Raw genomic sequence first — 23,329 nt, forward strand, 5'->3', positions numbered from 1 at the left:
GCGATCATGGAGTTCCTCAACCCCGCCCGCACCCCGTACACCGCGGACGACCGAGCGCTCATCGGGGCCGGGCACGCCAGGTGGGCCCGCGCCCGCTTCGCCCGCCACCCTCGCTACCGGCCCACGCCCCTGCGCACCGTCCCGGGGCTGGCCGGCACGCTGGCCGCCGACGTCAAGGACGAGAGCGGCCGCATGGGGCTCGGCAGCTTCAAGGCGCTCGGCGGCGCGTACGCCGTTCACCTGCTCCACGAACGCGAGCCCGGCGGCGCCCCGTTCGTCTGCGCCAGCGCCGGCAACCACGGCATCTCCGTCGCCTCAGGAGCCGCGGAGGCGGGCGTCCCCTGCGTCGTCCACCTCAGCGAAGGCGTGCCCGAGACCTTCGCGAACCGGCTGCGCGGCCTCGGCGCCGAGGTACGCCGCAGCGGCCCCGACTACGAGGCCAGCATGGCGGCCGCCCTGGACGACGCCAGAACGCACGGCCTGCGCCTCGTGTCCGACAGCTCATGGCCCGGCTACACCGGCATCCCCCTCGACGTCATGCGCGGCTACACGGTGCTGTTCGACGAGGCCGCCGAGACCGGACCGTACACGCACGTGGTCGTCCAGGCGGGCGTAGGCGGGCTGGCCGCCGCCGCGGCCGGGTACGTGCGCGACCGGTGGGGCGATCGGCCCAAGATCGTAGTCGTCGAACCCGAGGGCGCGCCCTGCCTGACCGAGAGCGCCCGCGCGGGCCGCCCCGTCCGCATCCCGGGCGGCCACACCACACTCGGCCGGCTCGACTGCCGCGAACCCTCCCTCCTCGCCCACCGCCTCCTCGGCCACCTCGCCGACCTCTACGTCACCGTCACCGACGAGCAGGCCGGCGCCGCCGCCCGGCTGCTCGCCGGCCACGGCATCGCCCTGTCCGGCTGCGGCGCCGCGGGAGCCGCCGGCCTGCTCGCCCTCACCCCCTCCGCCCGCGCCGCCCTCCGCCTCGACGACACCTCACGCGTGTTGCTGGTGGGAACAGAAGGACCAGTGGAACCAGAGTGATCACTGATACGTCAAAGATGGCGTGCACGCTCCGAACCGGCGCAGACACGCACGGGAGAACGGCCGGCTGGCCGAGCTCGACCTGCTGCGCTTCCTCGCCGCCCTGGCCGTCGTCGCCTTCCACTACCTGGTCGCCTACGCCAGCGTGTGGGGAGACCGGCCCGCCGAACTCTTCCCCGCATTAGCCCCCATCGCGGGCTTAGGCATCCTCGGCGTCGAGCTGTTCTTCATCATCAGCGGGTTCGTCATCCTCATGAGCGTCTGGGGACGCGGCCTCGGCGCCTTCGCACGATCGAGGCTCGTCCGGCTCTACCCCGCGTACTGGCTCAGCCTGGCCGCCATCGCCGCCCTCTACGGGCTCACCGCCGCCAAGCCGCTCGACCCAAAACTTTCCCCAGGCGAATACCTGGTGAACGCCACCATGTTCCAGCGGCTGTTCAAGCTCACAGATGCCAGCGGCGTCTACTGGTCGCTCTGGGCCGAGCTGCGCTTCTACCTCCTCATCGCCATCCTGGTGATCGTCGGCGTCACGTACCGGCGGGTGCTCGTCTTCGGCGGCGTCTGGCTGGCCGCCGTCGTCATCGCCGGGCAACTCGAGAACCCCGTGGTCGACGAGATCGTCATGCCGAAGTACGCCCCCTACTTCGTCGCCGGCATGGCCCTCTACCTCATCCACAAGCACGGCAACGCCTGGCTCCCGTGGCTCTACGTGCTCGCCGGCTACGGCCTGTCCTGGGAATCCGCGCTCGGCCGCGTGCACAGCAGGATCGACGCCGCCGGGTTCAAGAACATGCCGGTCACCGACGTCGGCGTCATCGTCACCATCACCCTCATCTTCGCCGCGACGGCCCTCGTCGCCCTCGGCCTCGTCCGGCTCAGACCATCCAGGCTGCTCACCGCGCTCGGCGGCACGACATACCCGCTTTACCTGTTCCATAGCGTCATCGCGGTGGCCCTCATCCCCTTGCTCGTCGGGGATCTTCCGCCCTGGGCGGTCGTCACGATCACGACACTGACCGCCGTCGTGGTGTCGTATCTCGTCTACTCCTTTGCCGAACGCCCCATCCAGCGGCTACTCAAGCCCCGCAGATCCCCGCAAACCACATCAGCTCCGGTCGTACAGGTTGAAAAGGCGTCGGTGCCATAACTCTGTGACCCTGGGGCACTGTGAAGGGCATAGGCTCGGGCATATAAACGGCGGATAGACAGACCCGGACGAACAGAGGGTGTTGCATGACGGTGCGTCGGGTGATGGGCATCGAGACCGAGTACGGCATCTCCGTACCCGGCCAGCCAGGCGCCAACGCGATGGTGACCTCCTCACAGGTCGTGAACGCCTACCTGGCCGCCTCGGCGGCCCGCGCGCGCAGGGCACGATGGGACTTCGAGGAGGAGAACCCGCTGCGCGACGCGCGCGGGTTCGACCTGGCCAGGGAGGTGGCGGATCCGACCCAGCTCACCGACGAGGACCTCGGGCTGGCCAACGTCATCCTCACCAACGGCGCCAGGCTCTACGTCGACCACGCCCATCCCGAGTACAGCTCGCCCGAGTGCACCAACCCCCGGGCAGCCGTCATCTGGGACAAGGCCGGCGAAAGGGTGATGTACGACGCCGCCACCCGCGCGTCCGCCATCCCCTCCAACGCCCCCATCCAGCTCTACAAGAACAACACCGACGCCAAAGGCGCCTCCTACGGCTGCCACGAGAACTACCTCATGCGGCGCGCCACCCCCTTCGCCGACATCGTCCGCCACCTCACCCCCTTCTTCGTCTCCCGCCAGGTCGTCACCGGCGCCGGCAAGGTCGGCATCGGCCAGGACAGCCGCGGCGAAGGCTTCCAGATCAGCCAGCGCGCCGACTTCTTCGAAGTCGAAGTAGGGCTCGAGACCACCCTCAAACGCCCCATCATCAACACCCGTGACGAACCCCACGCCGACCCCGAGAAATACCGGCGCCTCCACGTCATCATCGGCGACGCCAACATGTCCGAGATCAGCACTTATCTGAAACTCGGCTCCACCGCGCTCGTCCTCGCCATGATCGAAGAGGGCTTCCTCACCCGCGACCTCGCCGTCGAAAACCCCGTCCAAGCCCTGCGCGCCGTCTCCCACGACCCCAGCTGCCGCTACGAGATCCCCCTGCGCGACGGACGCAAGCTCACCGCCGTCCAGCTCCAGATGGAATACCTCGAGCAGGCCCGCAAATACGTCGAAGAGCGCGGCACCGCCCAAGACGAGATGAACAAGGACATCCTCGACCGCTGGGAATCCGTCCTCACCCGCCTCGCCGAAGACCCCATGCAACTCGCCCGCGAACTCGACTGGGTCGCCAAACTCGAACTCCTCGAGGGCTACCGCAGCCGCGACGGCCTCGCCTGGTCACACTCCAGACTCCAGCTCGTCGACCTCCAATACAGCGACATCCGCCCCGACCGCGGCCTCTACAACCGCCTCGTCGCCCGCGGACGCATGCAACGCCTCGTCACAGAGGAAGAAGTCCAGCGCGCCGTCGAACACCCGCCCACCGACACCCGCGCCTACTTCCGCGGCCGCTGCCTCAGCCAGTACAGCGAATCCGTCGCCGCCGCCTCCTGGGACTCCGTCATCTTCGACATCCCCGGCCGCGAATCCCTCCAGCGCGTCCCCACCCTCGAGCCGCTCCGCGGCACCAAAGCCCACGTCGGCGAACTCTTCGACCGCTGCCGCACCGCCGCCGACCTCGTCGCCGCACTCACCGGCGGCGAATGACACCAGGCCCCCTGGCGGACACCCGCCAGGGGCGGCCCGCACTCACAGCAGGCCCACCCCCAGCGTCAGCGTGCCCGCCGCCAGCGACACCCCACCAGCCACCGCCAGCCAGATCAACCGGCTCGGCCTCGTGTCCCGCGGGCGCAGCACCGACAGGAAGAAACCCAGCGGCATCAGGATCGGCGCCGCCGCGATCAGCACCCGCGCCGCCATCCGCGCCGGCTCCGGCAGCCCTGTCTGGTCCACGTACAGCATCGCCACCAGCGCGAACAGCACCAGCACGCCCGCATGCGCGTGCCCGGCCCGCCACAGGCCGCGGCGCACCGGGTTGTCCAGGTAGCCGGGGACGTTCCGCATGAGGAACGTCAGCAGCGTCGTGCCGCCGTAGGCGACGAGCGGGACTGTGATGAGGAGCACACCGGCCATGGTCAACGACATTTCGGACATCTCACACCTCCTGTGGGTACGGGGGTTCAGTATTGGATAGTTTCGCTATCCAGTCAAGCCGGCAAGATCGCGGGGCGATCGGCGCGAAATGTCGCCCGGTTCGGGGAAGATATGCCTAGGAGGCAGTCCCCCAACGGAGGTAGGACATGGCAACCAAGGACACCGGTGGTCAGAAGCAGACCGGGCGGCGCGAGAACGAGGTCGAGGAGACCGAGGCCTCGGCGGCGCCCGACGTCCAGGAGCGTCAGGAGAAGCTCACGGACGACGTCGACTCCATTCTGGACGAAATCGACGAAGTTCTCGAAGAGAACGCAGAGGAATTCGTGCGCAGCTACGTCCAGAAGGGCGGAGAGTAGGACAAAACGGACAGGCATAAGGGGTAAATCGGGTGGAAACGCCGGACGGATTCAAGTGGTGCTCCGACTGTCAAGAAGTCAAGGAACTTGCCGAGTTCGGGGCCAACAAGCGCATGCCCGATGGGCGGGCGCGCTACTGCAAGGTCTGCTTCCGGCGGCGTTCCACCGCGAGTTATCGCAAACGCAAGGCAGGGCAGGGAAAAGCCGTGCGCGAGCGGGTGCAGGTGCCCGAAGGGTGCAAATACTGCCCTCGGTGCACGGAGGTGAAAAGCACAAGTGAGTTCGGCAGTAACCGGGCGATGAAGGATGGCATGACTGCTTACTGCCGCCCGTGCCACACCGTCGTGGCGCGGGAGAACAAAATCAAGAAATACGGGAGCGAGCGGAACTATCTGCTCCAGTACCGCTATGGGATCACCGAGGACGACTTCGAGCGCATGCTCGCCCGTCAGGGCGGGCTCTGCGCCATCTGCCAGGCCGTTCCCGGGACGTTCGTCGATCACTGTCACGCGACCGGCCGGGTGCGTGGCGTGCTCTGTTTCAACTGCAACAACGGGCTGGGGCATTTCGCCGACAACCTGGTGTTGCTGGAGCTGGCCGCGCTCTATTTGGAAGGGGAGGTGCTCTGGCCGGAGTTCGTGGTCCTTCCTGAGGGGCGTGGTGATTCTCCGGTGGCGCCGTCGCGGACGTATCACTTGTCGCGGCGTTATCGCGTGCGGCATGAGGACGTCGAGCGGATGATCTCGGCTCAGCACGGGTTGTGCGTGGTGTGCTGGGATCGGCCGCCGGAGCATGTGGATCATTGTCATCGGTCGGGTGCGGTGCGGCAGGTGTTGTGTCTGCCGTGCAATACCGGGATCGGGCAGTTCCGTGATGATCCGGGGGTGGTGCGGCGGGCGCTTTCTTATGTGGAGGCGACGGTCGAGGATTTCGGTGAGGTGGTGGTGTCGGATGAGGAGCTGGAGGAGTTGGCGCGGGCCGAGGAGGAGTTGCGGTCGGAGTTCTATGCGCGGGTGACGCGGGTGGGGTGAGGGTGGTGTCAGGGGCCGGGAGTGGGGCCCGGCTCTGGTCCCTCTGAGGTGGTGGGTGCGTATTCCACGGCGACGCCTATGAGGCGTACGGGGCGGGTGAGGTCGTGGCGGGCGAGGGTCGTGCGGGCGGCTTCGGTGATGGTGGCGGGGTCGGTGGTGGGCGTTGTGAGGGTGGTCTGGCGGGTTCTGGTCTGGAACGGGGTCGTGCGGATCTTGACGGTGACGCGGGTGATCTCGCGGCCGGCTTCTCGTGCGTCGTGGGCGACCTGGGTGGCGAGGGTGGTGAGGTGGGCGGTGACGGTGCCGGGGTCGGTGAGGTCGTGGGTGAAGGTGGTCTCGCGGCTGTGGCCGCGGGCGATCCATGGGGTGGTGATGACTTCGGCTTCGCCTTTGCCGAGTGCGAGGTAGCGGTACCAGGGGCCGTTGGTGGGGCCGAAGTGGCTGGCGAGGTCGCGGGGGTCGGCGGCGGCGAGCTGGGCGACGGTGCGCAGGTTGTGGGCGGCGAGTTTTCTGGCGGTTCTGGCGCCGATGCCCCAGAGGGCGTCGGTGGGGCGGTCGTTCATGACGTCGGCCCAGTTGTCGCTGGTGAGGCGGTATATGCCGGCGGGTTTGGCGAAGGCGGAGGCGAGTTTGGCCTGGTGCTTGTTGTCGCCGATGCCGATGGAGCAGTCGAGGTGGGTGCGGCGGCGGACGTCGTGCTGGAGGGTGGCGGCGAGGGCCTCGGGGTCGTTCGTGGTGGCGCCGATGAAGGCTTCGTCCCAGCCCCAGACTTCGACGCGGACGGGGTGTTCGCGCAGGACGGCCATGACGTGTTGGGAGGCGGCCTCGTAGGCGGGTGGGTCGGTGGGCAGGAAGACGGCGTCGGGGCAGCGCCGGAGTGCGGTGCGCAGGGGCATGCCGGAGTGGATGCCGTGTTCGCGGGCTTCGTAGGTGGCGGTGGCTGCGACGGTGCGCGGCTGGGTGGGGTCGCCGGTGCCGCCGACGACGACGGGTCTGCCGCGGAGTTCGGGGTGGCGCAGGAGTTCGACCGCGGCGATGAACTGGTCGAGGTCGAGGTGCAGGATCCAGTCTCTCTGGGGCGTGGTGCCCATGTCGCCAGTATGGCGTCAGTGCGGCGGCGGGCCGGGGGAGCGGTTGCGGAGGGCGGTTACCGACCTTTCGGGCGTACGGAATCTTTCGGGCGGCAGGGCGATCCTGGTTCGCCGTGAGCTGATCGTGGGAAGTGCAGACAGCAACCCAACATGAGTAGGGTCGCCCTAGGAACACTGAACGTTTGGAGGGAGTCGCGTGGCATCGCACAGGGATCTGCCCGTCGGCTTGGTGAATCAGCTTTTCCAGAACACCGGGAGTTCCTCGTTCACGGAGTTCGTCAGCTCGTACGCGCCCGAGTTGCTGCCACGGCGCGACGAGATGCTGGCCACCCCGATCGGCGACCAGGTTCCGCACGCGACCACGATCGTGGCCGCCACCTTCGCCGGTGGCGTGGTCATGGCGGGCGACCGGCGGGCCACGTCCGGCAACATCATCTCGCAGCGTGACGTGCAGAAGGTGTTCCGCGCCGATGACTATTCGTGCATGGGCATCGCGGGCACGGCCAGCACGGGTCTTGAGTTCGCCCGCCTCTACCGCGTGGAGCTGGAGCACTACGAGAAGCTCGAGGGCCGCACGATGTCGGTCCAGGGCAAGGCCAACAGGCTCGCCACGATGATCAGGGGCAACCTGGCGATGGCGATGCAGGGGCTGGTGGTGGTGCCGCTGTTCGCCGCCTACGACCCCGACAAGGACGAGGGCCGCATCTTCAGCTACGACGTGGCGGGCGGGCCTTACGAGCGGGAGCGGTTCGACGCGATCGGCTCCGGCTCGATCTTCGCGCGCGGGTCGCTGAAGAAGCTCTATCGCGACGGCTCGACGGCCGACGACATGGTGATGACGCTGATCCAGGCGCTCTACGACGCCGCCGACGACGACTCGGCGACCGGTGGGCCCGACGTGACGAGGAAGATCTGGCCGGTCGTGGCCGTGATCGACGCCGACGGCTTCCGCCGTCTGTCGGACGACGAGGTGAGCGCTTACGTCCAGCAGATGCTCGACGCCCGCCTGATCTCGCCCGACGGTCCCATCGCCCCGCTGCGCTAAGCAAAGGATCACCACTGTGTCCATGCCATTCGGATATGCGTCCCCCGAGCAGATCATGCGGGACAAGGCCGACTACGCGCGCAAGGGCATCGCGCGGGGCCGTTCCGTGGTCGTGCTCCAATATGTCGACGGCATTTTGTTCGTGGCGCCCAACCCGTCGAGGGCGCTGCACAAGATCAGCGAGATCTACGACCGCATCGGGTTCGCGGCCGTGGGGCGCTACAACGAGTTCGAGGAGCTGCGGCTCGGCGGCATCCGTTACGCCGACATCAACGGTTACACCTATGACCGTTCCGACGTGACCGGGCGCGGCCTGGCCAACCTCTACGCCTCCAACCTGGGCCGCATCTTCACCGAGTCGATCAAGTCGCTCGAGGTCGAGGTCGTGGTGGCCGAGGTGGGCGAGACGAAGGACGGCGACGCGATCTATCGCCTGACCTTCGACGGCTCGGTGTTCGACGAGCACGGTTTCGCGGCGATGGGCGGGCAGGCCGAGGCGGTGGCGTCCCGGCTGAAGGAGCGTTACCGCGAGTCGATGACGCTGGCCGACGCGCTGGAGGTGGCGCTGGCCGCGCTGACCGAGCCGGGCGGTGAGCGGCCGCCGGTGGGTCAGCTCGAGGTGGCGGTGCTCGACCGTAACCGTGAGCACCGCAAGTTCCTGCGGCTGACCGGGGCGCGGCTGGAGCGGCTGCTCGCGCAGACCTCGACCCCGCCGGCCGATGCGGCGGAGCCCTCGGGCGGGTCCTCCGGTGAGTCCTCGGGCGAGTCTTCGGGTGAGTCCGCCGGGCCGAGCGCGCCGTCGTCCGGCGACAAGCCGTCCACGCCGCCGCCCACGGGTCCCGAGGGTCCGGTGGACGACGGTTCGTCGCCGCTGTAGTTCCTGACGCCTTCTGGTGGGGCCGCCGATCCGGCGGCCCCACCGTCGTGTGCACCGACGGTGAGGCTCCCGGCGGCGGGCCCGGCTGCGGCACCATCGTCGAGCACCCTCACGTGTCCGGCTGCCCCGACGCTTCAGGTGGCCCCCGGGCGGGCCGTGAGGGGCCCGCTGCGGGGTTTGGGCACGGGTGGGGCATCTGGGGGTTGCCGGGCGGGGTGGGAGGGCTCCCAGGCGCGGACGTGAGGGCCCGGGGGAGTGTGACCTGTTTCACTGTGATACGTCCGAACTTGCCGGGCCGCTCGTGGATCTTAAGAGCCGTGACAACTCCACTACGTGGCCTGCTGGTGGCCGGAGCCGCCGCGGCCGTGCTGCTGGCCTCCGGTGCGCCGGCACAGGCGGCACCCGCGATTCCGAAGTTCAAGGCGCCGAACACCTTCGGCACCTCGTTCCAGCCCGACCCGAAGCACGACTTCACCAAGGGCATCCACTCCCGCCGCAACGGGATCCTGCGCGGCCAGATCGTCGCGGTGCGGGGCGGCGTGGCCGAGTACGTGCCGGTCAAGTGGAAGAAGAGCAAGCACACCGAGGGCTACTTCGTGGGCCCGCCCGAGGGCGACGCGATGGCGTACGCCTCGCGCGTCGCCAAGGACGTCGTCTACCTGTCGGCGCTGGGCTGCAAGGCCTCCCAGGCGGAGCTGACGGTCAGCCGTAACAGCAGCCTGGGCGTCAAGCGGTGCTCCAGGGCGACGCTGATCAAGCGGCACGGGAAGACGCCGCGGCCTTCGCTCATCACCGTCTACAAGGGGCAGATCGTCAAGGTTCAGGAGATCTTCACCCCCTGACGTACGTCGTGGACGACCCGCGCCCCGTGGGGGCGGGCGCGGGGGACGAAAACGCGTCTCGCGGGACCCGGACCGGAAAACACGTGCGAAGATCTCTCCCGCTCGCCGATCCGTGGGCATAGTGTGAGGTGATGGATCGTCGCATCTTCGGGCTGGAGAACGAGTACGGCGTGACCTGCACGTTCAGGGGCCAGCGCAGGCTGTCCCCCGACGAGGTCGCGCGCTACCTGTTCCGGCGGGTCGTGTCCTGGGGCCGATCGAGCAACGTCTTCCTCCGCAACGGCGCACGTCTCTATCTCGACGTGGGCAGCCATCCTGAGTACGCAACACCCGAGTGTGACAACGTCATCGAGCTCGTCACCCATGACAAGGCCGGGGAGCGCATCCTCGAGGGCCTGCTGGTGGATGCCGAGAAGCGGCTGCGCGAAGAGGGCATCGCCGGTGACATCTATCTGTTCAAGAACAACACCGACTCGGCTGGCAACTCCTACGGCTGCCACGAGAACTACCTGGTGGGCCGGCACGGCGAGTTCGGCCGGCTGGCCGACGTGCTGATCCCGTTCCTGGTGACGCGGCAGATCGTGTGCGGCGCGGGCAAGGTGCTGCAGACGCCGCGCGGCGCCGTCTACTGCGTCTCCCAGCGGGCCGAGCACATATGGGAGGGCGTCTCCAGCGCGACGACGCGGTCCCGTCCGATCATCAACACGCGGGACGAGCCGCACGCCGACGCCGAGCGGTTCCGCCGCCTGCACGTCATCGTGGGCGACTCCAACATGAGCGAGACGACCATGCTGCTGAAGGTCGGTGCGACCGACCTGGTGCTGCGCATGATCGAGTCGGGCACGGTGATGCGCGACCTGTCGCTGGAGAACCCGATCAGGGCGATCCGCGAGGTGTCTCACGACATGACGGGCCGGCGGCGGGTGCGGCTGGCCAACGGGCGTGAGGCGTCGAGCCTGGAGATCCAGCAGGAATACCTGTCGAAGGCGAAGGACTTCGTCGACCGCCGCGGCGGCGACGCGATCGCCCACCGGGTGCTGGAGCTGTGGGAGCGCACGCTGACCGCGGTCGACACGGGCAATCTCGACCTGGTGTCGCGGGAGATCGACTGGGTGACGAAATACCAGCTGATCGAGCGTTACCGCCGCAAGTACGACCTGCCGCTGTCGTCGCCGCGGGTGGCCCAGCTCGACCTGGCCTATCACGACGTGCACCGTAAGCGCGGCCTGTTCTACCTGCTGCAGAAGCGCGGCTCGGTGGAGCGGGTGGCGTCCGATCTGAAGATCTTCGAGGCGAAGTCGGTGCCGCCGCAGACGACCAGGGCGCGGCTGCGGGGCGAGTTCATCCGCAAGGCGCAGGAGAAGCGGCGCGACTTCACCGTCGACTGGGTGCATCTCAAGCTCAACGACCAGGCCCAGCGCACGGTGCTGTGCAAGGACCCGTTCAGGAGTGTGGACGAGCGGGTCGACAAGCTGATCGCCGGCATGTGACCGGCGGGCGCCCCGCCCCGGAGACGCGCCCCGGAAACGCGGCGCGGTTCCGGGGCAGGGCCTGGGGTGCCGTTTACCTCGGCCCTACTCCGATGTCGGGTAGTGTGACGCGAATCTGACGTCTCTTCCGAGGGAAATCCATGCGCCGCGCTCTGGCCGTACTGGCCGCCGTGCCATTGATCTTGTTCGCCGCCGCGTGCGGCTCCGACGACGGTTCCGGCACGACCGCCTCCACCGGCGGGTCGTCCGGCGTCAAGGTCGCCGGGAACGTGGGGGCGAAGCCCACGGTGACGTTCCCGTCCGGCACGCCCGCGACCACGTCGTCGTACGAGGTGATCCAGCCCGGCGACGGCACGGGCGTCAAGGCGGGCGACCGCGTGATCGTGAACCTGACCGTCTTCAACTGGGACGGAAAGGACAACAAGGTCCAGGGCTCGTCCTACGACACGAAGGCGCCGGAGACGATCGCCGTCAACGAGCAGCTGCCGCAGGTGCTGCAGGAGGGCTTCACCAAGGTCAAGGGCGGCGGGCGGCTGCTGGCCGTGCTGGCCAACGACGCGGTGCAGGGGCAGCAGCAGGCGGCTCCCGCGGAGCCGACGAAGGTGTTCGTGTTCGACGTGGTCGGCACCCGGCCGGCGCCGCTGAAGGCGGCCACCGGCACGGAGACGAAGGAGTCGATCAAGGGCGTCGAGGTGGTCAACCCCGGTGGCGAGAAGGCGCCGACGCTGACCACGAAGACCAAGGAGAAGGCGCCGAAGGACCTCGTCGTCAAGACGCTGATCACCGGCACCGGCGAGAAGGTGACCGCGAACCAGACGCTGTCGGTGCACTACACGGGCAAGATCTGGGGCAGCGACAAGCAGTTCGACTCCAGCTGGGAGCGGGGCGAGCCGGCCGAGTTCCCGCTCGGCCAGGTGATCCAGGGGTGGCAGAAGGGCCTGGTGGACGTGCCGGTCGGCAGCCGGGTCGTGATGAGCATCCCGCCGGAGATGGGCTACGGCAGCCAGGAGCAGCAGGGCATCCCGGCCAACAGCACGCTGGTGTTCGTGGTGGACGTCCTGGGCGCCTACTGATGCGTCTTTAGCGAACCGCCGGTCCGCCGACCGGCGGCCCGGTAGCATCGCGAGGCCCGGTGGCATGGCGCCACCGGGCCGTTTCGCGTGTGGGAGGGCCGATGCGCCGTGCCGCCACCCGGGAGCCGTCGCCGCGGGCCGGGACTCACGACGGGGCCGTACGGGCCGTGCTGCGGGCTGTGGCGGTCGTGGCGGTCGTGTTGCCGCTGGCCGTCGGGTGCACGGGCGGGGCCGCTGAGGAGCTGAAGGTGGGCGGCGCGTTCGGGGCGCGGCCGACGATCGTCTTCCCCGCCGCGAAACCCGGGGCGGGCCTGCGGGTGGACGAGCCGACGAAGGGCGGCGGCGAGCCGCTGGCGGCCGGTGACGTGGCGATCGTGCAGTACACCGCGCACGTGTGGGACGGCGCCGCCAACCGCCTGGTCGACTCCAGCTTCACGCGGGGCACGCCGGCCGCGTTCCCGGTGGGCGAGCTGCTGCCGGGGCTGGAGCGGGCGCTGCGGGGCCGCAGGGTGGGCAGCAGGGTGACCGCGGCGATCCCGCCCGAGTACGCCTTCGGCGCGGCGCCGCCGCGCGGCGTGCGGGCGGGGGAGGAGCTGTTCTACGTCGTGGACATCCTCGGCGCCCACCACAAGGACGCCACGGTGCGGGCGGGGGCGGGCACGCTGGCGGGCGTGCGGATCGGCGGCGGCCCCGGGCCGTCCCTGACGGTGCCGCGGAGCGCGCCGCCGCAGGAGTTCACGGCCGGGGTGCTGAGCAGGGGAGACGGCCCTCCGGCGCGGGCGGGGCAGCTCGTGGTCACCCAGTACGCAGGCGCCGTCTGGCGGGGCGGCCGGGTCTTCGACGCGACCTGGGCGGGCGGCGGGCCGAAGGCGTTCAAGCTGGGCGACGGCGGCGTGATCAAGGGCTGGGACAAGGCGCTGACGGGCGTGCCGGCGGGCAGCAGGGTCGCGATGGTGGTGCCGCCCGCGTACGGCTACGGCCCGGCCGGCCGCCCCGAGTGGGGCATCGAGGGCTCCGACACGCTGGTCTTCGTCGTGGATCTGCTCGCCGCCTACTGAGGCAGGATGTTCGGCATGATCCGTTCACTGGTCGTCATCGTGTCCGCGTTAACCGTTCTGCTGGGCCTCGCGCCGGCGGCGGGCGCCACCGCGAACCCGCCGTTCTGCAAGGGCGTCAAGCCCTGCGTGTTCGGCGGCGACGCCGGCGTGAGCTGGGTGAACGCCTCCGCCTCGACCAAGGCCCAGGCGCGCAAGGTGGCCGCCGAACTGCTGCGCAACGCCAAGGCCGTGCACAGGAGTCACGGCGCTCCTGGGTGGATCGACATCCGCGTGCTCAAGAAGGGCGCCTGCTGGAAGCGGTACGGCGGGGGCGCGTACAAGGTCGGCCGCTCCTGCGTGCTGAAGCGGGTGGAGCGGCGGCTTTCGTAGACTCCGCGTGTGAGTAGCGAGCCCGTGGGCGGCGATCTCGACGCGCTGGCCCTGTTGCACGACCCCGTCCGCCGCAGCCTGTACGACGTGGTCGCCTCCAGCGGCGGCGACGTGGGGCGCGGTGAGGCGGCCGAGGCGGCGGGGGTGTCCAGGACGCTGGCCGGTCACCACCTCGACAAGCTGGTGGAGGCGGGGCTGCTGGAGAGCGGGTTCCGCCGGCCGGACAAGCGCGGCCCGGGCAGCGGCCGGCCGGCGAAGGTCTACCGCAGGGCGCGGGGCGAGCGGTCGGTGAGCCTGCCGCCGCGCGACTACGCGGCGCTGGCCTCGGTGCTGGCGGACGTGGTGGACCGGCTGGGCGCCGAGGAGCAGACCGAGGCGGTGGCCAGGCAGGCGGGCGCGCGGCTGGGGGCCGGACGCAGGGGCGAGCCGGTGGAGCGGGTGCTGCGCGAGCGGGGTTACGAGCCGTACGCGGAGGGCGGGCGGCTGCGGCTGCGCAACTGCCCGTTCCACGTGCTGGCGCGGGAGCAGCCGCTGCTGGTGTGCTCGATGAACCTGGCGCTGTGCCAGGGACTGCTGGAGGGGCTGGGCGACGATCCCGGCAGGGCGGTGCTCGACCCGCGCCCGGACGAGTGCTGCGTGTCGCTCGACGTTCTCGAACCCGAAGGACCGGATGAAGACCTCCCGTGATCCCCGCACTTCTAAAACAAACGCATATTGACATAGAAGCGCCTGCGATGGTGAGCTGAGCCCATGCATCTCGCCCAGCTCAACATCGCTCATCTGCGCGCGCCCATCGACAGCGCCGAGCTCGCCGAGTTCGTCGCCCTGCTCGAACCGATCAACGCCCTCGCCGACGCGGCCCCCGGCTTCGTCTGGCGGCTCAAGGAGAGTGAGGCCGACCCCACCGCCACCGTCGTGCACGACTACGGCGACATGCTGCTGATCAACTTCTCGGTGTGGGAGTCGACGGAGTCGCTGTGGGACTACGTCTACCGCAGCCCGCATCTGGGCGTGCTGCGCCGGCGCAGGGAGTGGTTCCTGCGCGCGGTGGAGCCGTACATGGTGATGTGGTGGGTGCCCGACGGGGAGATCCCGTCGCTCGCGGAGGGCATGGAACGGCTGGAGCGCCTCAGGACCGGCGGGCCCGGCCCCGAGGCGTTCACGTTCAGGGACGCCTACACGCCGGAGGGCCGCCCCAGCAGCGAGGCCGCCAGCCTGCCGGCCGCCGCCGAGGCCAGGAAGTAGGGCAGATCCTCATCGAGGCTCCTGCCCATCGTCGACAGCCGCACCGGCGACTCGCGCAGCGCCTCGTACAGGCCGTCCACCTCCACCGGGACCAGCCGGTGCCGTACGGCGAGCAGCTCCGCCTGGTCCCTGACCCGCTCCCCGAACTCGCCCGGCAGCATCGGCACCGGCACGTCGGCGGCCGACAGCGCCACCCTGCCGTAGGCGGTCAGCGAGTGGTGGGAGACGCCGTAGTGGCGCTCGCGCAGGTCGCCCTCGCTGACCCGCAGCGCCGCCACCGGCCGTCCGAGCAGCACGCCCGCCGCGTTGACCGCCTCGCCCGCCGACACCCCCGAAAAGCCCCACCGGGTGCCGGTGCCGAGGTTGCCGGGGCCCTGCGCGACGATCGCCACGTCGGCCTCCAGCACGTGGCGGGCCGCCAGCAGCCCGGTGTGCACGGTGACCGCCTCGACGTCGCCGCCGAACGCCTGCCCCACCGTCACGACCCCGGACAGCCAGCCGATCTCGCGCAGCCGGGCGGCCGCCATCGAGAACCACGCCGGCAGCGCCCCGCCGTCCTGCATCACGTACGCCACCCGGACCCCCTGCCGGGCCTCGTACAGACCGCACAGGATGGGGGCCAGCGCCGAGTGCAGGTCGGCCACCACCACCGGCATGCCGTCGAGGGAGTCCGCCTCGCGCAACAGGTCGTGATGCGGCGAATCCTGCTCGTCCGCGCCCAGCACCGTGGCCTGCAGCGGCGTGTACCTGGCCTTCACCAGGTGCCCGGGGCCGGAGGGATCTTCCGGCAAACGGTTCGGGACGGCCACCACCATGGCGTAACCTCCCGTACCGAGACCCATCGCGAGTGCGGTCGTGTTGAGCAGCACCTCGTCACCGGGTTCCGGGCGGCCCACCAACGGGGGGTAGGCCAGCGCCCGGCACTCACCTTCGGGCACGGTGACGTCCAGCTCCACCGCTCCCGGCCACTCGCGTCGGATCCGTACGACCTCGCCCTTGCGCCATCTGATCACGGGGGCAGGGTAGCGTCGATGAAGGAGGAGTGAGGCAGATGTCGCGCCGGAAGACAGAGCGGTTGCTCAATCTCGTGATCTGCCTGCTCGCCACCCGGCGCCCGCTGTCGGCCGAGCAGATCCGCCAGGCCGTCCCCGGTTACGACCGCGACGGCGACGAGGCGTTCCAGCGCATGTTCGAGCGTGACAAGAACGAGCTGCGCGAGATCGGCATCCCCATCGACGTGGTGCGCGACCCGTGGGAGGACGAGCCGGGCTACCGTATCGAGCGGGAGTCGTACGAGCTGCCGGAGATCACACTGGAGCCCGACGAGGCGGCCGTGCTGGGCCTGGCGGCGCAGGTGTGGCAGCGTGCCAGCCTGGCCGAGGCCGCCTCGGGCGCGCTGCTGAAGCTGCGGGCCGGCGGCGTCGCCACCGACCAGCCGGTCGGCGGCTCGATGGGCGGCAGCGCGCTGGAGCTGCGCGTCGACACCCGCGACCCGGCCTTCCCCGCGCTGTGGAACGCCGTGCGCGACCGGCGCGTGGTCCGCTTCGACTACCGGGCGTCGGGCAGCGAGACCGTGCGCGGCCGCACCGTCGAGCCGTGGGGCGTGGTCAGCAGGCGCGGCCGCTGGTACCTCGCGGGGTTCGACCGCGACAGGGACGCGCCGCGCGCCTTCCGGCTCAGCAGGATCACCGGGCAGGTCACCGCCGTCGGCCGGCCCGGCGTGGTCGAGGTGCCCGCCGACGTCGATCTGCGGGCCATGGTGGCCTTCCCCGACGAGCCGAGCCACGAGCGGGTGGCCGTCGTGCGGGTCAGGCAGGGGACGTGCGAGGGGCTGCGGCGGCTGGCCAGGTCCGTACGCGCGGGCGGCGACGGCTGGGACGAGGCCGAGCTGGTCTTCTCCGACGCAGAGCGGCTGGCCGGGTGGATGGCCAGCCTGGGCTCCGACGTCGAGGTCGTCGGGCCGCCCGACGCGCGCGAGGCCGTCATCTGCCGCCTGAAGGGAGCGCTGGCGTGAGCGGGCGTCTGAACGAGGGGGAACGGGAATGAGCGGGTCCGCCGATCGGCTGCCGCGGCTGCTTGCGCTGGTGCCCTACCTGATGTCGCACCCGGGGGCGCAGGTCGGCGAGGTGGCGGCGGTGTTCGGGCTGAGCGAGAAGCAGCTCATCGACGACCTGCAGCTCGTGTGGATGTGCGGGCTGCCCGGCCACACTCCGGGCGACCTCATCGACGTGTCGTGGGACGGCGGCGAGATCCTCATCGACAACGCCGAGACCATCGCGCGGCCGCTGCGGCTCGGCATCGACGAGGCCAGCGCGCTGCTGGTGGCGCTGCGCACGCTGGCCGCCAGGCCCGAGCTGGCCCTGCCCGAGGGCGGGGTGCCCGACGCGCTGCCGCGCGTGACGGCCAAGCTGGAGCGGGCCGCGGGCGAGGGCGCCGCGACCGTCAGCAGCCAGGTCGCCGTCGACGTGGACGCCGCGCCCGACGCGCTGCCCCGCGTGCGTGAGGGGCTCACCAAGGGGCGCAGGCTGTCGCTGCGCTACTACGTGCCGGGCCGCGACGAGGTGACGCCGCGCGAGGTCGACCCGATGCGGGTGCTGGTCGTGGACGGCCGCGCCTACCTGGAGGGCTGGTGCTACCGGGCCGAGGCGATGCGGCTGTTCCGCCTCGACCGGGTGCTCGGCGTCGAGGTGCTGGACGTGCCCGCCGACCCGCCCGCGGAGGCGGAGCCGCGCGACGTGACCGACGGCGTGTTCCGGCCCTCGCCCACCGACGAGCTGGTCGAGCTGGAGCTGAGCGCCGCCGGGCGGTGGGTGGCCGAGTACTACCCGTGCGAGCAGGTCACCGAGCTGGGCGAGGGCCGGCTGCGGGTCGCGTTGCGGGCCCGCGACGAGGACTGGATCCTGAAACTGGCGCTGCGCCTCGGCGACACCGGCAGGGTCGTCTCGCCGCCCGCGATGGCGGAGAGCGTGCGCGAGGAGGCCGAGCGGGCGCTCGCCCTGTACGCTCACCGGTCATGACCTGGATCTTCCTGTCCGTCGCGATCGGCGTGGCCGGGCTGGCGGTGCTGGCGGTGGCCGGTGCTCGCGTCGTGGCGGCGGCACGTACTCTGAGAAGGGAAGTGGCCGAGGCGCAGGCCCAGCTTGAGCCGCGGCGGGCCAGATTGACCGGCCAGGGGGGTGAGACCACGCCCCGGGCAGCGTACGATCGTGGCTGAAAGAGGCAACTCGCTAGAAAGGGCGTTTCATGCCGAACCTCGGAGTGCCCGAACTCCTGATCATTCTTTTGGCGCTGGTGCTGCTGTTCGGTGCGAAGAAGCTGCCCGACATGGCCCGCGGCATCGGCCGGTCGCTGCGCATCTTCAAGTCCGAGACCGCGAAGCTGCGCGATGACGACGACGACGTGCAGCACACCGCGCAGCCCGTCCAGCCGCAGGCGCAGGCCCAGCCGCAGCCCGCGCAGCCGCAGCCGCTGCCGGCGACCCCCGCGGCCCCGCCCGCCCCGGCGCCCGGTCTGTCCGCCGAGGAGCAGGCCCGCCAGCTGGAGGAGCAGGCCGCGAGGCTGCGCGCCAGTGCCGCCCAGGCCGACAAGCACGCCTGACCCCACCCCTCCTCCTCACCCAGGACTGCTAGATGGCGCTGCTCAAACGATCGAGCGATTCGGAGCAAGTCCGCGACCCCGAGGGTCGCATGCCCCTCATGGAGCACCTGCGCGAGCTGCGCAACCGGCTGCTGATCGCGCTGGCCGCCGTGATCGTGGGCATCATCGTGGGCTGGTTCTTCTTCGATCCGGTGTGGGCCTACATCAAAGAGCCGTTCTGTGACACCCCGCAGGCGCAGCAGCTGCGCGAAGGGCAGTGCACACTCACCTACGGCGGCATCTTCCAGTCGTTCTTCCTGACGCTGAAGGTCTCGGCGCTCGTCGGCCTCGTCGTCTCCTCACCCGTCTGGCTGTACCAGATCTGGGCGTTCGTCACGCCCGCCCTCTACCGCAACGAGAAGCGCTACTCGATCACGTTCCTCGGGATCGCGGTCCCGCTGTTCCTGCTCGGCGCCGCTCTCGCCTACTTCATCATGGACACCAGCCTGGCGATCCTGCTGGGCTTCGCACCGAGCGACACCGTCGCGACCATCCAGATCGACGAGTACCTCGGCTACGTGCTCATCATGCTGGTGATCTTCGGCATCTCGTTCGAGCTGCCGCTGCTGCTGGTGTTCCTCAACATCATCGGTGTCCTGTCGCACGCCACGGTCAAAAAGCACCGGCGCACCGTCATCTTCATCATGTTCGTCTTCGGCGCGGTGATCACGCCGGGCGGCGACCCGCTGACGATGATGGCGCTCGCCATGCCGATGATCCTGCTCTACTTCGTCGCCGAGGGCGTCATCTACCTGCGCGAGAGGCGCGGGGCGGGCAGGAGCGAGTTCGACCACCTGTCCGATGACGAGGCCTCCCCGCTGGCCGAGGACGACGCGCCGGTCGGGACGCCCGCGCCTGCCGCATCGGCCGCAGAACCTCCTGCCGGGCCGCCTGCGACGCCTGCCACTGGGCCTGCCGCTGGGCCTGCCGCTGGGCCCGCCGATGAGGAGCCGCCGGGCACCGACAAGCGCTGAGGCATTCCCCCGCAGCCCAGGAGGCGATATGTTCCGGGCGTGTCCCCGCAACTCGCCCTCCTGGTGAACCCCGCCGCCCGCGGCGGGCGTACGCTGCGCCTGCTCGAGCCCGTGGCGCGCCGGCTGCGTGCCGGAGGGGCCGAGCTGTCCGTGATCGTCGGTGACGACTCCGCCGACGCGCTCGAACGCGCCTGCACCGCCGTCTCCGAGCGGCCCGACGCGCTCGTCGCCTTCGGCGGCGACGGGCTGGTCCACCTGGCCGTGCAGGCGGTGGCCGGCACCGACGTGCCGCTCGGCATCATCCCCGCGGGCACCGGCGACGACATCGCCGCCGCGCTCGGCGTGCCGGCCAAGGATCCGCTGGCCGCGGCCAGGGCCGTGCTGCGCATGAAGACCCGGCTGGTGGACGCCGCCCGCATCAGGGCCGGGACGTCCGAGGAGCTGTTCGCCGGGGTGGCGTGCTGCGGCTTCGACTCGCGGGTCAACGAACGCGCCAACGGCCTCACCTGGCCGCCCGGCATGGCCCGATACCTGGTGGCGACCGCGCGGGAGCTGCGCGCGTTCAAGCCCATCCCGTTCCGCATCACCTACGACGAGACCGACGTGGTCGAGCGGGAGGCGATGCTGGTCGCGGTGGCCAACACGACGTCGTACGGCGCCGGCATGCGGGTCTGCCCCGACGCCAGGCCCGACGACGGCCTCCTGGACGTCGTGCTGCTGAACGCGCTGTCCACGGGGGAGTTCGTCCGCGTCTTCCCGAGCGTCTACCGGGGCAGCCACGTACGGCATCCCGCCGTGTCGGTGCGGCGGGTGCGCAGCGTGCGGGTGGAGGCGCCCGAGGTGGTCGCCTACGCCGACGGCGAACGCATCGGCGAGACCCCGCTGCACTGCGAGGTCCGGCCGGGGGCGTTACGCGTCATCGTATGAAATCTACATTGTAAAGGCGCCGGGCCGGTGCCGCCCGCCAGAAGCTCCGCGAACGGCGGCCGGGACGGACCGGAATGGCGGTTTCGGTAGGCTGGCGACTATGACAACGCCAGCGGAACGCTATGCGGCCTTCCGTCAGAAACACGGGGACGACGGGGCCGCGCTGAGATCGTTCCGAGGTCTCTACGACTTCGCGCTGGACGACTTCCAGCTCGACGCCTGCCGGGCCCTGGAGGCCGGAGACGGCGTCCTGGTGGCGGCGCCCACGGGGTCGGGCAAGACGGTGGTCGGCGAGTTCGCCGTCCACCTGGCCTTGGAGCAGGGCCGCAAGTGCTTCTACACCACCCCCATCAAGGCGCTGTCCAACCAGAAGTACAACGACCTGGTCAAGCGCTACGGCACGGCCAAGGTCGGGCTGCTGACGGGCGACAACAGCGTCAACGGCGAGGCGCCGATCGTCGTCATGACGACCGAGGTGCTGCGCAACATGCTCTATGCGGGCTCGGCGACGCTGGCCGGGCTCGGGTTCGCGGTGATGGACGAGGTGCACTACCTCGCCGACCGGTTCCGGGGCGCGGTCTGGGAAGAGGTGATCATCCACCTGCCGGAGTCGGTGCGGCTGGTGGCGCTGTCGGCGACGGTGAGCAACGCCGAGGAGTTCGGCGAGTGGATGGGCGAGGTGCGCGGCGACACGACGGTGATCGTCGACGAGCACCGTCCCGTGCCGCTGTGGCAGCACATGATGGTGGGCAACCGCATCTACGACCTGTTCATGACCGACGATCTGACGCCGCGGATCAACCCGACGTTGATGCGGGTGACGCGTGATGCGGAGCGGCTGACGGCGGGGCGTGGCAGGCGGGGTTACGGCCGGGCGCCGCGTTCGCGGCCGCGCCCGCCGGACCGGGTGCAGGTGATCGAGAAGCTCGACGGCGAGGGGTTGCTGCCGGCGATCACGTTCATCTTCTCGCGGGCGGGGTGCGACGCGGCGGTGCAGCAGTGCCTGTCGGCCGGCATCCGGCTGACGACCGACCGGGAGCGGCACGAGATCAGGCAGCTGGTCGACGAGCGCACCGCGCACCTGCCCGATGAGGACCTGGCGGTGCTGGGTTACCTGGAGTGGCGTGACGGGCTCGAGCGGGGCCTGGCGGCGCATCACGCGGGCATGCTGCCGGCGTTCAAGGAGGTCGTGGAGGAGCTGTTCACCCGCGGCCTGGTGAAGGCGGTGTTCGCGACGGAGACGCTGGCGCTGGGCATCAACATGCCGGCCCGCAGCGTGGTGATCGAGAAGCTGGACAAGTGGAACGGTGAGACGCACGCGGATCTGACGCCGGGGGAGTACACCCAGCTGACGGGGCGGGCGGGGCGGCGCGGCATCGACGTCGAGGGTCATGCGGTGGTGCTGTGGCAGCCGGGCATGGATCCGCTGTCGGTGGCGGGGCTGGCGGGCACCCGTACGTATCCGCTGCGGTCGAGTTTCCAGCCGTCGTACAACATGGCGGTCAACCTGGTCGGGCAGTTCGGCAGGGAGCGGGCCAGGGCGCTGCTGGAGGAGTCGTTCGCGCAGTTCCAGGCCGATCGTGCGGTGGTGGGGCTGGCCAAGCAGCTGCGTAAGCACGAGGAGGCGCTGGAGGGCTACCAGGAGGCGATGACGTGCCACCTGGGCGACTTCCCCGAGTACGCGGCGCTGCGGCGGCGGCTGTCCGATCGTGAGGCTGAGCTGTCGCGGCAGCGGGGTGCGGCGCGGCGGGCGGCGGCGGTGCGGTCGCTGGAGGCGTTGCAGCCGGGTGACGTGATCAGGGTGCCGGGCGGGCGGCGGGCCGGGCTGGCGATCGTGCTGGATCCCGGCCGTAATCCGCGTGGTCACGGGCCGAGCCCGCTGGTGCTGACCATCGGCAAGCAGGTGAAGAAGCTGGATCCGGCGGACTTCCCGGTGCCGGTGGAGCCGCTGGAGAAGGTGCGCATCCCGAAGAACTTCAACGGGCGCTCGCCGAAGGAGCGGGCGAACCTGATCTCGACGCTGATGGCGAAGATCGGTGACCGTGATCTCGGCAAGCCGGTGCGGGCGCGTGACCACACGGTGGAGGACGACGAGGTCAACGAGCTGCGGCGGCGCATCAGGCAGCATCCGTGCCACGGGTGTGACGACCGGGAGGACCACGCGCGGTGGGCCGAGCGTTACTACAAGCTGCTGCGTGAGACGGAGGGTCTGCGGCGGCGGGTGGAGGGGCGTTCGCATGTGATCTCGCGGACGTTCGACCGGATCTGCTCGGTGCTCGAGCAGCTGGGTTATCTGCGCGACGAGACGGTCACCGATGAGGGGCGGCGGCTCGGGCGGCTCTACACCGAGCTGGATCTGCTGACGGCCGAGTGCCTGCGCAACGGTTTGTGGGAGGAGCTCGATCCGGCGGAGCTGGCGGCGTGCGTGTCGGCGCTGGTGTTCGAGTCGCGGGCGTCGGACGACACGCGGCGGCCGAAGATCCCGGCGGGGCGGGCGCAGGACGCGTTGTCGGCGATGATCCGGCTGTGGGGTGAGCTGGAGGGCATCGAGTCCGACCATGGGCTGTCGACGATCAGGGAGCCCGATCTGGGGTTCGCGTGGGCGGCGTTCAGGTGGACGAAGGGGCATTCGCTGGACGCGGTCCTGATGGAGGGCGTCAACGGCAACGAGCTGGCGGCGGGTGACTTCGTGCGGTGGGTCAAGCAGTTGATGGACCTGCTGGGTCAGCTGGGGAACGCGGCGCCGGAGGGCAGCAAGATCCGGCAGACGTCGGTGAAGGCGATGGACGCGATGCGGCGGGGTGTGGTGGCGTACTCGTCGCTGACCTGATGCCGTTGCCGCCGAAGGCGCTCTCGAAACGAGGTTTCGGGGGCGCCTTTGGTGTTGTCATGACCGCCGTTTTGCGTTTTTACCGGTGGACGGGGGCCTTTACTTCTTCGCCGGAACGGCCTTTCTGTTCGGGCTTTACCAGTCAAGCCTTCCTGAAATCAGCGATTATCTGCTGATTTATCGCAATTCGGGTGCTAGCGTCCGATTTGTCAGTGTTCAGCCAACGGGGGAGGAATCATGGCGAACACGCAACTGTCC

General features: G+C 70.1%; 24 protein-coding genes. 21 read left to right on the forward strand and 3 right to left on the reverse strand.

From position 1 onward, the window contains the following. Positions 1-6 precede the first annotated feature (6 nt). From AB0K28_RS34960 to dop, 3 genes are all read left to right on the forward strand, one after another. Positions 7-1,032 (forward strand): pyridoxal-phosphate dependent enzyme, encoded by a 1,026-nt coding sequence (locus AB0K28_RS34960; protein WP_364378303.1) that lies wholly within the window; start codon positions 7-9, stop codon positions 1,030-1,032. Positions 1,033-1,054: 22 nt separating this feature from the next. Further along, positions 1,055-2,179: an acyltransferase gene (locus AB0K28_RS34965; RefSeq protein WP_364378305.1), complete on the forward strand. Its 1,125-nt coding sequence runs from the start codon at positions 1,055-1,057 to the stop codon at positions 2,177-2,179. 86 nt (positions 2,180-2,265) lie between these two features. Further along, on the forward strand, positions 2,266-3,780 hold the full coding sequence (gene dop, locus AB0K28_RS34970) for a depupylase/deamidase Dop (RefSeq protein ID WP_364378307.1): 1,515 nt from the start codon (positions 2,266-2,268) through the stop codon (positions 3,778-3,780). Positions 3,781-3,822: 42 nt separating this feature from the next. On the opposite strand, the gene AB0K28_RS34975 is transcribed toward dop, so the two are convergent. Continuing rightward, positions 3,823-4,227: a hypothetical protein gene (locus tag AB0K28_RS34975; protein ID WP_364378309.1), complete on the reverse strand. Its 405-nt coding sequence runs from the start codon at positions 4,225-4,227 to the stop codon at positions 3,823-3,825. 146 nt (positions 4,228-4,373) lie between these two features. On the opposite strand from AB0K28_RS34975, the gene AB0K28_RS34980 reads away from it, so the two are divergent. Together AB0K28_RS34980 and AB0K28_RS34985 are read left to right on the forward strand one after the other, a co-directional pair. After that, on the forward strand, positions 4,374-4,583 hold the full coding sequence (locus tag AB0K28_RS34980; RefSeq protein WP_345385864.1) for a ubiquitin-like protein Pup: 210 nt from the start codon (positions 4,374-4,376) through the stop codon (positions 4,581-4,583). A 32-nt stretch (positions 4,584-4,615) separates the two neighbouring features. Beyond that, positions 4,616-5,614, forward strand: a complete 999-nt coding sequence (locus tag AB0K28_RS34985; RefSeq protein WP_364378312.1) for an endonuclease VII domain-containing protein — start codon at positions 4,616-4,618, stop codon at positions 5,612-5,614. Positions 5,615-5,622: 8 nt separating this feature from the next. Here AB0K28_RS34985 and AB0K28_RS34990 read toward each other — a convergent pair whose 3' ends face one another. Continuing rightward, positions 5,623-6,705 (reverse strand): DNA polymerase IV, encoded by a 1,083-nt coding sequence (locus AB0K28_RS34990; RefSeq protein ID WP_364378314.1) that lies wholly within the window; start codon positions 6,703-6,705, stop codon positions 5,623-5,625. Between the two features lie 196 nt (positions 6,706-6,901). On the opposite strand from AB0K28_RS34990, the gene prcB reads away from it, so the two are divergent. The 9 genes from prcB (at position 6,902) to AB0K28_RS35035 (ending at position 14,704) form a co-directional block, all read left to right on the forward strand. After that, complete coding sequence (prcB, locus tag AB0K28_RS34995; RefSeq protein ID WP_364378316.1) at positions 6,902-7,750, forward strand: proteasome subunit beta; 849 nt, start codon at positions 6,902-6,904, stop codon at positions 7,748-7,750. A gap of 22 nt (positions 7,751-7,772) precedes the next feature. After that, positions 7,773-8,627 (forward strand): proteasome subunit alpha, encoded by an 855-nt coding sequence (prcA, locus tag AB0K28_RS35000; protein WP_364378627.1) that lies wholly within the window; start codon positions 7,773-7,775, stop codon positions 8,625-8,627. Positions 8,628-8,944: 317 nt separating this feature from the next. Then, a complete protein-coding gene (locus AB0K28_RS35005) occupies positions 8,945-9,469 on the forward strand; it encodes a hypothetical protein (RefSeq protein WP_345385856.1) in 525 nt (174 codons plus the stop codon). Between the two features lie 131 nt (positions 9,470-9,600). Next, positions 9,601-10,959 (forward strand): Pup--protein ligase, encoded by a 1,359-nt coding sequence (gene pafA / locus AB0K28_RS35010; protein WP_355428161.1) that lies wholly within the window; start codon positions 9,601-9,603, stop codon positions 10,957-10,959. Between the two features lie 140 nt (positions 10,960-11,099). Continuing rightward, complete coding sequence (locus tag AB0K28_RS35015) at positions 11,100-12,032, forward strand: FKBP-type peptidyl-prolyl cis-trans isomerase (RefSeq protein WP_364378319.1); 933 nt, start codon at positions 11,100-11,102, stop codon at positions 12,030-12,032. A 101-nt stretch (positions 12,033-12,133) separates the two neighbouring features. Beyond that, complete coding sequence (locus AB0K28_RS35020; RefSeq protein ID WP_364378321.1) at positions 12,134-13,090, forward strand: FKBP-type peptidyl-prolyl cis-trans isomerase; 957 nt, start codon at positions 12,134-12,136, stop codon at positions 13,088-13,090. 15 nt (positions 13,091-13,105) lie between these two features. After that, positions 13,106-13,459, forward strand: coding sequence for a hypothetical protein (locus AB0K28_RS35025; RefSeq protein WP_364378323.1), 354 nt, complete (start codon positions 13,106-13,108; stop codon positions 13,457-13,459). Positions 13,460-13,468: 9 nt separating this feature from the next. Then, complete coding sequence (locus AB0K28_RS35030) at positions 13,469-14,146, forward strand: helix-turn-helix domain-containing protein (protein ID WP_364378325.1); 678 nt, start codon at positions 13,469-13,471, stop codon at positions 14,144-14,146. A 63-nt stretch (positions 14,147-14,209) separates the two neighbouring features. Then, the gene (locus tag AB0K28_RS35035) at positions 14,210-14,704 is read left to right on the forward strand and encodes a DUF3291 domain-containing protein (protein ID WP_364378327.1); all 495 of its coding nucleotides are present in this window, start codon (positions 14,210-14,212) and stop codon (positions 14,702-14,704) included. Here AB0K28_RS35035 and AB0K28_RS35040 read toward each other — a convergent pair. Beyond that, positions 14,635-15,717 (reverse strand): DUF3866 family protein, encoded by a 1,083-nt coding sequence (locus AB0K28_RS35040; RefSeq protein WP_364378329.1) that lies wholly within the window; start codon positions 15,715-15,717, stop codon positions 14,635-14,637. The genes AB0K28_RS35035 and AB0K28_RS35040 overlap by 70 nt on opposite strands. A 38-nt stretch (positions 15,718-15,755) precedes the next feature. Here AB0K28_RS35040 and AB0K28_RS35045 point away from each other — a divergent pair, with 38 nt between their 5' ends. The 7 genes from AB0K28_RS35045 to AB0K28_RS35075 all read left to right on the forward strand — a co-directional run bounded on the left by AB0K28_RS35045 (position 15,756) and on the right by AB0K28_RS35075 (position 23,071). Beyond that, the gene (locus AB0K28_RS35045; protein ID WP_345385842.1) at positions 15,756-16,718 is read left to right on the forward strand and encodes a WYL domain-containing protein; all 963 of its coding nucleotides are present in this window, start codon (positions 15,756-15,758) and stop codon (positions 16,716-16,718) included. A 28-nt stretch (positions 16,719-16,746) separates the two neighbouring features. Further along, positions 16,747-17,721 carry a WYL domain-containing protein gene (locus AB0K28_RS35050; RefSeq protein WP_364378332.1) on the forward strand — a complete coding sequence of 325 codons (975 nt, stop codon included), beginning with the start codon at positions 16,747-16,749 and terminating at the stop codon, positions 17,719-17,721. After that, entirely contained in the window at positions 17,718-17,918 is a 201-nt protein-coding gene (locus AB0K28_RS35055) for a hypothetical protein (RefSeq protein ID WP_355428185.1), read from the forward strand. Before AB0K28_RS35050 ends, AB0K28_RS35055 begins: the two co-directional genes overlap by 4 nt. Positions 17,919-17,947: 29 nt before the next feature. Further along, positions 17,948-18,301: a Sec-independent protein translocase subunit TatA gene (gene tatA, locus AB0K28_RS35060; protein WP_345385838.1), complete on the forward strand. Its 354-nt coding sequence runs from the start codon at positions 17,948-17,950 to the stop codon at positions 18,299-18,301. A gap of 98 nt (positions 18,302-18,399) precedes the next feature. Further along, on the forward strand, positions 18,400-19,314 hold the full coding sequence (gene tatC, locus AB0K28_RS35065) for a twin-arginine translocase subunit TatC (RefSeq protein WP_364378335.1): 915 nt from the start codon (positions 18,400-18,402) through the stop codon (positions 19,312-19,314). Between the two features lie 39 nt (positions 19,315-19,353). Continuing rightward, positions 19,354-20,241, forward strand: a complete 888-nt coding sequence (locus AB0K28_RS35070) for a YegS/Rv2252/BmrU family lipid kinase (protein WP_364378337.1) — start codon at positions 19,354-19,356, stop codon at positions 20,239-20,241. 100 nt (positions 20,242-20,341) lie between these two features. Further along, the gene (locus AB0K28_RS35075) at positions 20,342-23,071 is read left to right on the forward strand and encodes a DEAD/DEAH box helicase (RefSeq protein ID WP_364378339.1); all 2,730 of its coding nucleotides are present in this window, start codon (positions 20,342-20,344) and stop codon (positions 23,069-23,071) included. Positions 23,072-23,329: the final 258 nt, after the last annotated feature.

This window comes from Nonomuraea sp. NPDC049504 (assembly GCF_040676845.1).
Lineage (GTDB): Bacteria > Actinomycetota > Actinomycetes > Streptosporangiales > Streptosporangiaceae > Nonomuraea > Nonomuraea salmonea.